Consider the following 11,273-nt stretch of genomic DNA (forward strand, 5'->3'; position numbering starts at 1 on the left):
GATGGGCGAGAAGTTCCGAAAGGCCGTTGAGGAGCTCGCGAGGGCCGTCATGAACGGCGAGATAAAGGGCCGTGAGGAGCTCAACAGGTATAAAATAGTCGTATCCAGGAAGTATCATCTATCAAAGATTCCCGGTAACTCGGACATCCTTAAGGCCATCCCAGAGGAGAGGCGCGAGGAGTTCAGGGACCTGCTCAAGAGAAAGCCGACGAGAACGATAAGCGGCGTCGCTGTAGTCGCCATGATGACCAAGCCCTTTCCGTGTCCGCACGGGCGCTGCATCTACTGCCCAGGAGGGCCCAGCGTCGGCTCTCCCCAGAGCTACACGGGAAAGGAACCCTCCGCCCTGAGGGCCGTTCAGAGCGCCTATCATCCCTACATCATCATGATGCGTCGCCTTAAGCAGCTCACAGACATAGGGCACGACGTGGACAAGGTGGAGGTCATAATCCAGGGTGGCACCTTCCCGGCCGTTGATCTGGACTACCAGGAGTGGTTCGTCAAGTGCGCCTTCAAGGCGATGAACGACTTTCCATACTTCAGGGACATCGAAAACCTCGAGGAGAAGCTGATAAGGTTGATTGTGAAGAAAGACGAGTCCGTCCTTGACGAGGATCCGAAGTTCAAGGAGGCGTGGCAGAAAACACACGCAAAGCCCTACTACTACCTCGAAGACGAGCAGAGGAAGAACGAGAGGGCCAAAGTCAGGATGGTTGGTTTAACCATCGAAACCCGCCCGGACTGGGCCTTCGAGAGGCACATAGACAGAATGCTGAAGCTCGGGACGACGAGGGTTGAGCTTGGAGTGCAGACGATATTCAACTTCATCCACGAGAGAACCAAGCGCGGGCACGGAGTTGAGGAGATAGTTAAATCCACGCAGCTCCTCCGCGATGCGGGACTTAAAATCAACTACCACATAATGCCCGGCCTGCCGGGAAGCAACTTCGAGAGGGACCTCTACACCTTCCGCGCCATCTTCGAGGATCCCCGCTTCCGCCCGGACATGCTGAAGGTGTACCCCACCCTGGTTACCGCCGATGCACCGCTCTACCGCTGGTGGAAGGAGGGTAAATACCGCCCCTACCGCACGGAGGAGGCCGTTGAGCTTCTCGTCGAGGCCTACAAGCTCTTCCCCAAGTGGGTTCGCGTCATGAGAATCCAGCGCGACATACCCGTCCAGCTCATCGTTGACGGGGTGAAACACTCCAACCTCGGCCAGCTCGTCTTCAACGAGCTCGTGAAGAGGGGCATAAGACCGAGGGAGATCAGGTTTAGAGAAGTCGGCCACATGATGGAGAAGTTCGGGGTTCAGCCCGAGATCGAACACATCGAACTCCTCCGCGAGGACTACGAAGCCGCCGGGGGAAGGGAGATATTCCTGAGCTTCGAGGACACAAAGAACGATGTTCTTATCGGCTTCATCCGCCTCAGGATTCCGAGTGAAAAGGCCCACAGGAAGGAGATAAACTGCTGTCCCTCCTCTATAGTCAGAGAGCTCCACGTGTACGGCCCGCTCGTGCCGATAGGCGGAAAGCCGAAGTACGAGTGGCAGCACAGAGGCTACGGAAGGGAGTTGTTGGCGGAGGCCGAGAGGATTGCCCGCGAGGAGTTCGACGTGAAGAAGATGCTTGTCATAAGCGGGGTCGGCGTCAGGAACTACTACAGGAAGTTCGGCTACCGGAAGAACGGGCCCTACGTGGCGAAGAGGCTCGATAGGGGCTACGCGGACTTTGAGACGGGAGGCCACTTCGACGGGCACCTGAACACGTAGAAATGGAAAGGGAGATCAGCGCCTTCCGTATCTCCTCAGCAGGAGCCCCAGTACCAGGAGCGCTCCGAGGATTATGGCCAGCCCCAGGTACGTCTGACCGCTTCCTTTGCTCACGGTAACCCTGATGCTGGTCTCCTTAGTTTTCTGGTCGCTGATGGCGTTGAGGGTGATGAGATAGTCCCCGGCATCCACGTTCTCGGGAACCGCCACCTCAATTGTGAACTCTACTTCGTCGTCCCTTTCCAGAGATGGCACTTTCCGCGGCTCCACCTTTACGTTCCATCCCTTGGGAGCCTTGACCTCCAGCCCGACATTGGTCAGCGGGCTGGTGCCCGTGTTATACACCCTGACCGTGGTCTTCGCCTCGTCTCCAGCGTTCACCTTCAAGCTGTACCGTTCTAGAGTCACCGTCAGTCCGTAGCTGCCGGTCAGTCTTGCGGTGAGGTTTATCTCCCGCTCTTCACCGCTCCCCGCTGAGGCCACCCGGAGGGTCGAGCGGTACGTTCCGAGTTCCGCCGTGTCCGGGGGTATCAGGAGCACGTAAAGTTTTTTCTCCTCCCCTGACCTGACGTATGCGCTGGTTATCCCAGTGTGCGATGATGGGTCCTCCACCACCATTCCGCCCCAGTCTTGCGGTACGCTCAGGCTCAGTGAGTACGTATCGTCCTCCCTTCCGAGATTTCTCAGGATCACTTCGTAGGTGAAGACCCTTCCGAGAACCTGGCTCTTCGACGGCTCGGGAACACTGATGTCCATGTAGTAAGGCAGTCTGCGCATTCTTACCTGGAGTTCCTTTTTCCTGCCTGCCTTTATCTCGACACTCCTCTCAACGTCGCGGTAGGATTCCTTCGAGACCCTCACGGTGTAGTGCCCCTCTGGAGCTTCGATTGAGGCGGTTCCATCGGAAAGTGTCTTTGCTTCCGTCACAGTCTTCCCGTCCTGAATGAGCTCCACCCTGGCACCGGCCACGTAGGTTCCCGAGTCCTCATCCGTGACCCTGACCGACAGTGTGCCGTTTTCACCGGCGTGGGTTCTGTTCACGTAGACCCCAAGCGTCTCCTCAGCATTCCCAGCCTTCACCGTAACGTTGTACATGCCCACTGGGGTATCGCTGGGAACGCCTATGACCAGCCTCACGGTGCTCTCACCGGAGACCCTCACCGCACGTACCGGCTCTCCCCCCGCGAGGAACTTTGCGCTCCATTTCTCTGGAATCTCTGCACTCAGGGAGACCACTGTGGGCGATGGAGAACTCAGACGGAGCTGGAATGATACACTCTCCCCGGCTTCCACTTCCTTCACCGGATAATCACACTGGATTCCGACGCCTCCCTCCTTTACCGTGACGGTGAGCTTCAGCTGGCTTTCACCGGCGTGGAGGAGAACATCAAACCTGCCCGTTTTCGTGGACGTTTCAATGGCCACGAGAACCTGGGCACTCTCTCCGTGCCGCAGGTAAATGCCGGTGATTTCAGAACTCCCCTCCGTTATCCTGGCTCCCCATCCGGAAGGGACTTCCACGGAGAGGGGGACGAACGCGTCTCCTCCGTTGTTCCTCACCGTCACCGAGAAGGTCACCTGTTCCCCGGGTTTGGCTACCTTGCTGGGGAACTGGGTTTCCAGTGCTATGCTGCCGGGAAGGCTTTCCACGCTAACGCTGTCTCCGGAGAGTATGATATGAACCTCACCCTCCTCCGGCTTAAGGCTGCCCACCGTCATGTTCAGGCCTTCCGTAACCTTCACGGTGTCCCCGAATAGGAGAACGTACGTGGTTCCGTTTATCCTGAAGGCGGCTCTCCCATCGCCTGAAAAGTCCGCGAACTCTATGGGAATCCCGTTGACCGTCACGCTCTGCCCCACGCGAAGGGTTAGGCTGATGGTTTCAGCGGATGCCGCGGGTACGGCCAGAAGGAGGAAAAAAATGACTGCCGTGAGGGCCTTCTTCATCTCCATCACCTTATTTCCGCCCGTACGAATCCAAGATATGCCGCGACAAATCCTATTATCAGATACGCCAGCAGGAAGACGATTTCCCTCTTGGCGAAGGACAGGCTCTCGGTCAGGCTGTACGTCGGCTGTTCTGGGCCCTCCATTCCGGCGGAATACATCGCGTCCTCCCAGGATTGTGCGTGCGGGTTAAGGACATACTGCGCTATCTGCTGGAAGTCCGCCCTTGGGGACAGGCTGCTGACCGTTTCGAGGGTGTCAAAGTATTTCTTGCTCCACTCCTGTATCTGTTCGTCGTACTCCTCCCACAGCTTTTCATACGCCTGCAGCTCCTCGATGGTCACGTTCTCGGAGTAGTCCATGAAAGCCCCCTCGGGTGGCTGGGGCTGTGGTCCCGCCACGTGATCTGCCACGATTGGCGCCACGGCTTCAAACACCACCGTGACGGCCAGGAAGAGAACCAGGGCGTACATCAGGGCGCTGCCGCTGGACTTGGAGTGTGCCGAGAACGCAACGGCTATCCCGAAGAACACCAGCAGGTACAGGTAGGCGAAAAAGAAGTACACCGCCAGTCTGGTGATTGAAGTGCCGTCCACAGTGACCCCCATCCACATCAGCGTTCCCAGAACGACGAGGAACGTTATCACCACCGCTACCGCCAGTGTCATGGCTCCCCCGAGGAGTTTTCCCAGTATCACCTGATCCCTGTAGACAGGATGGCCCATGAGGACCTTGAGAGTCCTGTTCTCCCTCTCACGGGTTATCGCGTCAAAACCGAGCGCGAGGGCGAATATTCCCCCGATGAGTCCAAGGTAGTATGTGACCCCCCACATGACTTCGTAGACCTTTGGACTTTCCCCTTCCATGCCCCTCCAGGACATTATGCCCGTTTTTACCTGTGCCAGTGCGAGCAGGGTTATGAGAAGCAGAAACCCGAACAGAACCAGAAACCGCCTGCTGGTCATATAGTCACGGAACTCCTTGCTCGCTATTGCCCCTATCATTCGTCCTCCCTCCCGTAAACCAGCTCGAGGAATACCTCCTCCAGCGTTGGTTCATGCAGGTGAACATCGATGACGGTGTAGCCCATGTCCGTTAGTTCCTCCACCAGCTCCTCTCTGATGTCCCGGGATGCGTAGACGGTCAGTCTGTTGCTTCCCGCTTTGCGCCACTCTATCACTTCTGTGTTCAGGTCATTAAGAGCGAGCGGCTGCTTTGTTTCCACCGTTATAAAGACCCTCCCCTCAATGAATTTCCGCTTTATCTCCTCCTGGCTGCCGCTTATGAGGAGTTTTCCCCCGGATATTATCCCTATCTCATCGCTTACCTCCTCGACCTCGGGGAGGATGTGGGACGAGAAGAACACCGTTTTTCCATCTTTCTTCAATCTGCGTATCAGTTCCCTCATTTCCACCGCTCCCCGGGGGTCAAGACCGTTGGTCGGTTCATCGAGGAAGAGAACCTCCGGGTCGTTCAGGAGGGCCTGGGCCAGCAGAAGGCGCTGCTTCATACCGGTGGAGAATCCCCCCACCTTTCTGTCCGCGGCGTCTTCGAGTCCCACGAGCTCGAGCAGTTCCTTTGCCCTCTTCTTGGCATCTTCTTTGGGAATCCTGTAGAATTTGGATATGTACATGAGGTTATCGAAGGCCGTCAGATTGGGGTAGAGTCCGCCCTCCGCGGGCATGAACCCGCTTATCCTTTTGACCTCCACCGGCTTTTCCTGAACGTCTATCCCTGCCACGTAGGCCCTGCCCTCCGTTGGCTGAATGAGGCCCAGGAGAAGAAGTATCGTCGTTGTTTTGCCCGCTCCGTTTGGTCCCAGAAATCCGTAGACGGTCCCTTTTTTCACGGTTAGGTTTAGGCGATCCACGGCGGCAATGCCGTCATAAACTTTCGTGAGGTTTTCAGTTTCGATTATGTTCATCTTAATCACCCAACATAGTAGGAAGCTCACTTTAATATAAGCGTTTTGGTTTGGATAGGTTAAGGTAAACAATACTTATTTCGTACGTTGTCTTTGTGATGCGTTGGTTTTGCTTTAGTGTTCCTCCGCAGGGACAAGATAAAACATTTTCAGTTCAGTAAACCTTTTAAGCACCGCTGAACAAGCATGGACTGGGGTGTGTCTGAATGGAGAAGGATGGTAAACCCCGATTATCGTACGAGACAACCTTCAGGGTGAAGGTTCTCATCCTGGCCCTCATCTTTGGAATAGCTATATTCATGATAGTCTATTATCCCATCATCTCCCACCAGGTTGACCCGTTTAAAGTTGAGTCCCCCCGGGGCCAGATACTGCTCGCCCAGAACTTCTCCGTTGCAGGGATCAACTACACGAACGCCGTTCCGTTCACCGCCAAGAACAACGCCCTCGTCCTGGGGGGAAGTGATGAGCTGGACGAAACCCTGACGATTACCGTGTCCACACCGCAGTGGTGCGCTGATCTGTGGGTCTGGGGAGGCTCGGCCAACGGGTGGGTGAGGAAGTACGAGTGTGCGAGGGAACTCCAGCTGAGCAAGTACGCCTTCAACAGGGTTCCAATCCACGAGGCCAAGGAGATGGCCCGCTGGAGCCTGGAGCCGGGATACGTCATTGTTTTCCACAAGAACGGCCCGGTTAGGAGATATGAGCTCGTCAACTTCACCGTGACCTACGGGGGAGAAAGGGATTGGGGAGCCTTCAAAGTGTCCTTTAAAAGCTCGTGAGGTGTTCTCATGAAACTCTCCTATGAAACTGCCTTCCGCCTCAAGGCCCTCTCCGTGGCGGTACTCTTTGGCCTGGTGATATTCTACATCGTGTACTACCCGATAATATCCTACAACCCGGTGCCGTACGGCGTTGCCTCGCCCAAGGGGCAGCTGCTGCTCATGAAGAACATAACGTTCGGCGGCATGGAATGGGAGAACGCCGTCGATCTGTACAACAACCTGGTTCTGAAGGGCGACGAGGACTACGGGGACTACGTGGTTCTTGAGCTCAAGACCCCCGGCTGGTGCATGGACGTGGTCGTTTGGAGCGGGACCGCTTATGTTAGAAAGGCAGAATGTGTTAGAAAGGTCACTATATCCAGGTACACCTTCCGCATACCCCCCGGCTCATACTGGTACCTCGACGGCTCCTACCACCTGATACTCTACAAACCTGACGATGTTCCAGAGAACTACGAGATGGTTAACTTCACCGTCACCTACGGCCCGAAGTCCGACTGGGGGGCCTTTAAGGCGGCCTATCCAAAGAAGTGACATCAAAGAGGGGGCAAAGGAAAGTTTTTCCCTCCTTTCGCTTTCCCCTGGCTCATGCCTGAGCCTCTGGTTCCTTCTTCGCGGACCTTGCCCCGAGGGACAGCGCTATAAAGCTCGCACCGGCGACTATAAGCTCAATCGCCACAAAGAGGCCTATGACTTTTCTCTTCTCACAAGCCTCGTCCTTTAGGGCGGGGTGCAGTGTTTGATAAATTGGCCCTCAACGAGGAAAGCAACACTCTTTTAAAGCATAAAACCCGTACCATACTTTGAAATGAAGCGAGCAGTAACGGTAAAACTACAACCGAGCAAAGAACAGGAGAAAGTCCTCTTCGAGTTAGCTCACGCTTCAGCAATAGTCTGGAACAAGCTCAACTACCGGAGGCTCAAACAGTTTAAAAAATTTGGCAAAATAGACTTTTCAACAACTGAAAAAGAAGCCTATCACGAGTTCAAAAACTGGATTGGCGGCTCAACAGTTCAACAATTAGCTCGAAAGAATGCAGAAGCGTGGCGAAGTTTCTTCACCCTCAATCGGAAGAAAAAGAGTGATGAATTACCAGAATGGTTCAAACCAAGACCACCAAAATTCGTCAGGGAAAAGAACGGCAGAAAACTCTTCGTAATCCCCTGAGAAACGACCAGTATCGGATTAATGGGAACGTTATTGAATTGAGACGTCTCGGCAAGTTTGGGAAACTCAAAATCCAGTTTAAGGGCAGAATACACCTGAAGGGCAAGCAAGGGCGGTTGGAAATAACCTACGATCCGGTAAAGCGGAAGTGGTATGCTCACGTGAGCTTCACGGTTAGTGAGAAACTCGAAAATGGCGGGTGGGTTTCACTCCCAAGAACTCCAAAGGGAAGTCTCTCGGCGGGAATAGACTTGGGAGTGAACAATTTAATGGCGGTCTACGTTGAGAATGGGGAAAGCTTTCTGGTCAATGGAAGACCGTTAAAGAGCATTGATTTTTACTGGCGGAGGAAGATTGCCGAATACCAATCAAAACTCAACAAGAGTGGAGCTAAAACGAGTAGAAAACTCAAAAGAATGCACGAGAGGGCTAAACTCCAAGCAAGGCATTACATTAACACGGCGGTAAGAAGAACAGTGAAAAAACTTTACGACCTCGGTGTTTCGAGGATTATTGTGGGTTACCCGAATGGTATTGCAAGAAATTCTGACAAGGGTAGCAAGCAGAACTTTATCCTTTCCCACGTGTGGAGGTTTAATTACGTGATTAAACGCTTAACCGAGGTTGCGGAAGAGTATGGTATTCGTGTTGTTGTGGTAGATGAGGCTTTTACTTCGCAAGTTTGCCCTCTCTATGGCCAACGCCATCCTAATGCTCGTTTTGTTAGGGGTTTATTCAAGTGCCACAGGGAGGGCGTTGTTATGAATGCTGACCTTGTTGGAGCGTTTAACATTTTGAAGAAGGTTTTGGAAACCATAACCCCGAACTTGGGCGGTTTGCTTGCCCAAGGGAGGGGTAATTGGCCTAAGACCGGGCCAGAGGGGTTGGAAACCCACTTTTTAGTGGGTTTGAATGAGACCCCTCAAACCTTCCCTCCAATGGTGAGGGGTTAATTCGTTAGAACCCTCGCCCTCAAGGCGGGGAGGAGGTCAGGAACGGCAGTATGCCGAGACCGACGATACCGAGAACGAGCAGAACGATTCCCAGAACCAGGTACCACTGCCAGTGCGCCATCAGGCTGGCCACCTGCTTCCTGGCCATCTCCTCCCTGTATTCCGCAGGGGTCATTGGCTCCTTCTCCTCATCCCCGGCGGGTTCTTTAATCTCATCCATGGGTATTACCTCCAAAACTCTTTTTTGCAAATATGGTGTACACTTCAAACTCATAAAAACATTTCGTCGAATAGTTTTCGGAAGCATCCGGTGCATTTTTAACCGGTTTTTTGAACGTATTTCTATGAGGTTCAAACCGAGGCCTTTCACGGAGCCGGTACCCTTCAGGTGTCTCTACTGCCTAGACTGCTGCAGGGGGAGGCACATCTATCTAACTCTGGATGATATAGAGAGGATAGCGAGGGCTGGTCATGACCCCCAGGACTTCGTGACGTTCTCCGTTGAGGGAAACAAAATACGCTTCGTCCTCGCGGTGAGGGAGTGGGACCTGGGCTGCGTCTTCCACGACCCGGAGACCGGAAAGTGCCGTGTTCACGATGCGAACCCGATAATCTGCCGCATCTATCCATTCATGGTCTCCCGCAAGCCCCTCGGTGTTGATGGAGAGATGCCCTTTGAGTACATGGGTCAGAGGCTGTGGCTCTACTACGACGATAGCTGCCCGGGAATAAACGCTGAGGAGCCGGAAACGACGATAACCCCCGAGGAGATAGCGGAGCTCGGCCTCCGGTTCGAGAGGGAGTTCGAGAGAACGGACATGGACGGCTTTGTGAAGTTGCTCGACGAACTCGAAAGGTAAATATACCCCGAGTCTAAAATTTGCATTATGAACCGGATTGCGAGTTACGCGCTTCCCCTCTGCTTCATTATTCAGGCGGTGCTCAACCTAGTTTTCTATGGCTTTCCCTCCCTTATGTTCTCCGTCCTGGTTCCCCACGGACTTTTCGGGTACATTGCATGGGCCCTTCCCCTTCTCGTGCTCGGTTACTTCGCGACCGGAGTCCTCTCACTCTACGCTCTGTCCTTCCTCAGCGCTCGCAGGGGGAAACAGTTTGGGGCGGCATATTTTGGGATCGGTTCCGTCGGTTCGGCCCTGGTTCTCGTGGATGGAACTTACGAAACTCCCATGTTGTTGATTATCTTTGCCCTCTGGCTCGTTCTCTCCCTGATCGGGATCGTTCTCCTCTTCAAGGGCGTTGAAACCAGCAGGGCGCTATCCATTGTGGCGATGGTTCTCCTAGCCATATCGGCCGTTGTTAGTGCTTCCCTGGCTCAGTGGGTCGTCGAGGACTACTACGCCCACGTCCACATAGGGGAAATCCCCGAAAACGCCACCGTTATTGTAGCCTACCCTGAAAACGTCAGTCCTCCGAACGGGACGGGCTAAGCTTTTAAGCTCGGTATCGAGGCTGGAATCATGGAGAGGAAACTCAGGTACAGACGCGCTTCCTCGTGGGAATATGATTTAATCCTCCGCGAGGCCGAGAAGTACGGCGAGCTCAGGCACCACTTCTTTGCCGTGGTTGAGGGGAAATTCCGCGACGTCTACGCGGTAAATGAAACGGTCTGGGCCGAGATTGAGGGGATGCCCCTCAAACCCTACGCCTACGGAACCTTTGTGGGCACGATAAAGGTGGACAAAAACCTGGTCGAGAAGTTCTATCCCAACGTCGAGTTCTTCTACTTCGTCGACGTTATGAAGAACTATGCCGTTCTAACACCCAAGGCGGGATTCCTCTTCACGACCGGTAAGGACGTGCCCAGGAGCGGCGTGAGGAGGTACGACTGGCAGGGGACGAAGAAGCTGGTGATCTACGACGAGAACGGGATTATTCTTGGTATCGGCAGGATAAACCCCAAAAGCGGGAGGAAGTTCATTCTGAACGTTACCGACATAGGAGAGTTTCTGAGGAGGAAGCGCTGATTCAACAACCTTCCTTAACCGGTTAGGGGGTTGTGTAGAGAAAAGAAGACTAAAATTGAAAAAATGGATGAACTCATTTCAACGTCACAACTATGGCATAGCCGTTGGTCGTTTTAAGTCCCGTCATCCTTATCGTTCCTTTTTTGGTGTTGGGCGCCACTCCAACGTTCCGAGGCCTTTGAGTACGCTGGCGGGTTATTCTGTCTACAATCAATAATTTATCACCTCCTTATTATGTTCTTCTTTAGTAAAATACTTTTGTTTAATGAAAAACTTTATATATTTTAATGACATTGTAATAATGAAAACCTTCGATGGGGGTGGTACGTACGAAAAAGCTCGTAAAACTAAGCTTGCTCCTCTGTCTCGTGAGTTTAGTTTCCATAGCCAGCGTGTCCGCGTGGACCTCAAAGACCGTCATCCCGTCGTCTGGATGCTGGAGAATGTACGACCACGATGCGGATACCCCTCAGTGGAGCCAGGATGAGTGGGTCTGGGCCGGCGTCTCTGGATGGCTGAACATCTGCGACGGAAGAATAACCGTCGACACTTCAACCGTGAAACATGTTGCGTACTGGTCTGGTGTCAAGGTGGACAGGTCCAAGGTGCAGAGATATACTGGGGCCCGAGTCTCCTTCACAAAGATACCCTACGAGAGGTATAACGGCGATCCAGGAGAGGCTTTCGCGTTAATCCCCCACTTCTACAAGCACTGACTTGGGTGACGTCGCGTGCGG

At 53.8% G+C, this 11,273-nt stretch carries 11 protein-coding genes and 1 pseudogene; 8 read left to right on the forward strand and 4 right to left on the reverse strand.

Annotated features, from left to right (window positions below):
* Position 1: 1 nt before the first annotated feature.
* Complete coding sequence (locus tag FH039_RS01195) at positions 2–1,774, forward strand: tRNA uridine(34) 5-carboxymethylaminomethyl modification radical SAM/GNAT enzyme Elp3 (RefSeq protein WP_139679894.1); 1,773 nt, start codon at positions 2–4, stop codon at positions 1,772–1,774.
* Between the two features lie 15 nt (positions 1,775–1,789).
* Here FH039_RS01195 and FH039_RS01200 read toward each other — a convergent pair whose 3' ends face one another.
* From FH039_RS01200 to FH039_RS01210, 3 genes are read right to left on the reverse strand one after another with little or no spacing between them, the layout of a single operon-like run.
* Positions 1,790–3,727, reverse strand: a complete 1,938-nt coding sequence (locus FH039_RS01200) for a COG1470 family protein (RefSeq protein WP_139679895.1) — start codon at positions 3,725–3,727, stop codon at positions 1,790–1,792.
* On the reverse strand, positions 3,727–4,725 hold the full coding sequence (locus FH039_RS01205) for an ABC transporter permease (protein ID WP_139679896.1): 999 nt from the start codon (positions 4,723–4,725) through the stop codon (positions 3,727–3,729). The genes FH039_RS01200 and FH039_RS01205 overlap by 1 nt, the downstream gene beginning before the upstream one ends.
* Positions 4,722–5,645 (reverse strand): ABC transporter ATP-binding protein, encoded by a 924-nt coding sequence (locus FH039_RS01210; RefSeq protein WP_139681540.1) that lies wholly within the window; start codon positions 5,643–5,645, stop codon positions 4,722–4,724. Before FH039_RS01210 ends, FH039_RS01205 begins: the two co-directional genes overlap by 4 nt.
* A gap of 206 nt (positions 5,646–5,851) precedes the next feature.
* Between FH039_RS01210 and FH039_RS01215 the strand changes: the two genes are divergently transcribed.
* The 3 genes and pseudogenes from FH039_RS01215 to FH039_RS01225 all read left to right on the forward strand — a co-directional run bounded on the left by FH039_RS01215 (position 5,852) and on the right by FH039_RS01225 (position 8,551).
* Positions 5,852–6,427: a hypothetical protein gene (locus tag FH039_RS01215; protein WP_139679897.1), complete on the forward strand. Its 576-nt coding sequence runs from the start codon at positions 5,852–5,854 to the stop codon at positions 6,425–6,427.
* A 9-nt stretch (positions 6,428–6,436) separates the two neighbouring features.
* The gene (locus FH039_RS01220) at positions 6,437–6,964 is read left to right on the forward strand and encodes a hypothetical protein (protein ID WP_139679898.1); all 528 of its coding nucleotides are present in this window, start codon (positions 6,437–6,439) and stop codon (positions 6,962–6,964) included.
* A 274-nt stretch (positions 6,965–7,238) separates the two neighbouring features.
* Positions 7,239–8,551 (forward strand): annotated as a pseudogene (locus tag FH039_RS01225) (RNA-guided endonuclease InsQ/TnpB family protein).
* Positions 8,552–8,570: 19 nt separating this feature from the next.
* On the opposite strand, the gene FH039_RS01230 reads toward FH039_RS01225, so the two are convergent.
* Complete coding sequence (locus tag FH039_RS01230; RefSeq protein ID WP_240703240.1) at positions 8,571–8,771, reverse strand: hypothetical protein; 201 nt, start codon at positions 8,769–8,771, stop codon at positions 8,571–8,573.
* A gap of 124 nt (positions 8,772–8,895) precedes the next feature.
* On the opposite strand from FH039_RS01230, the gene FH039_RS01235 reads away from it, so the two are divergent.
* The 4 genes from FH039_RS01235 (at position 8,896) to FH039_RS01250 (ending at position 11,252) form a co-directional block, all read left to right on the forward strand.
* Positions 8,896–9,411: a YkgJ family cysteine cluster protein gene (locus FH039_RS01235; RefSeq protein ID WP_139679899.1), complete on the forward strand. Its 516-nt coding sequence runs from the start codon at positions 8,896–8,898 to the stop codon at positions 9,409–9,411.
* 27 nt (positions 9,412–9,438) lie between these two features.
* Positions 9,439–9,999 carry a hypothetical protein gene (locus FH039_RS01240; protein WP_139679900.1) on the forward strand — a complete coding sequence of 187 codons (561 nt, stop codon included), beginning with the start codon at positions 9,439–9,441 and terminating at the stop codon, positions 9,997–9,999.
* A gap of 30 nt (positions 10,000–10,029) precedes the next feature.
* A complete protein-coding gene (locus tag FH039_RS01245) occupies positions 10,030–10,536 on the forward strand; it encodes a PUA domain-containing protein (protein WP_139679901.1) in 507 nt (168 codons plus the stop codon).
* Between the two features lie 314 nt (positions 10,537–10,850).
* Entirely contained in the window at positions 10,851–11,252 is a 402-nt protein-coding gene (locus FH039_RS01250) for a hypothetical protein (RefSeq protein ID WP_139679902.1), read from the forward strand.
* Positions 11,253–11,273 lie beyond the last annotated feature (21 nt).

The organism is Thermococcus indicus, assembly GCF_006274605.1.
Lineage (GTDB): Archaea > Methanobacteriota_B > Thermococci > Thermococcales > Thermococcaceae > Thermococcus > Thermococcus indicus.

Bases quoted from the DNA above. Each gene is read 5' to 3' on its own strand.
- FH039_RS01195 (WP_139679894.1), top strand. From the start codon at position 2: ATGGGCGAGAAGTTCCGAAAGGCCGTTGAGGAGCTCGCGAGGGCCGTC.
- FH039_RS01200 (WP_139679895.1), bottom strand. From the start codon at position 3,727: ATGGAGATGAAGAAGGCCCTCACGGCAGTCATTTTTTTCCTCCTTCTG.
- FH039_RS01205 (WP_139679896.1), bottom strand. From the start codon at position 4,725: ATGATAGGGGCAATAGCGAGCAAGGAGTTCCGTGACTATATGACCAGC.
- FH039_RS01210 (WP_139681540.1), bottom strand. From the start codon at position 5,645: ATGAACATAATCGAAACTGAAAACCTCACGAAAGTTTATGACGGCATT.
- FH039_RS01215 (WP_139679897.1), top strand. From the start codon at position 5,852: ATGGAGAAGGATGGTAAACCCCGATTATCGTACGAGACAACCTTCAGG.
- FH039_RS01220 (WP_139679898.1), top strand. From the start codon at position 6,437: ATGAAACTCTCCTATGAAACTGCCTTCCGCCTCAAGGCCCTCTCCGTG.
- FH039_RS01230 (WP_240703240.1), bottom strand. From the start codon at position 8,771: ATGGATGAGATTAAAGAACCCGCCGGGGATGAGGAGAAGGAGCCAATG.
- FH039_RS01235 (WP_139679899.1), top strand. From the start codon at position 8,896: ATGAGGTTCAAACCGAGGCCTTTCACGGAGCCGGTACCCTTCAGGTGT.
- FH039_RS01240 (WP_139679900.1), top strand. From the start codon at position 9,439: ATGAACCGGATTGCGAGTTACGCGCTTCCCCTCTGCTTCATTATTCAG.
- FH039_RS01245 (WP_139679901.1), top strand. From the start codon at position 10,030: ATGGAGAGGAAACTCAGGTACAGACGCGCTTCCTCGTGGGAATATGAT.
- FH039_RS01250 (WP_139679902.1), top strand. From the start codon at position 10,851: ATGGGGGTGGTACGTACGAAAAAGCTCGTAAAACTAAGCTTGCTCCTC.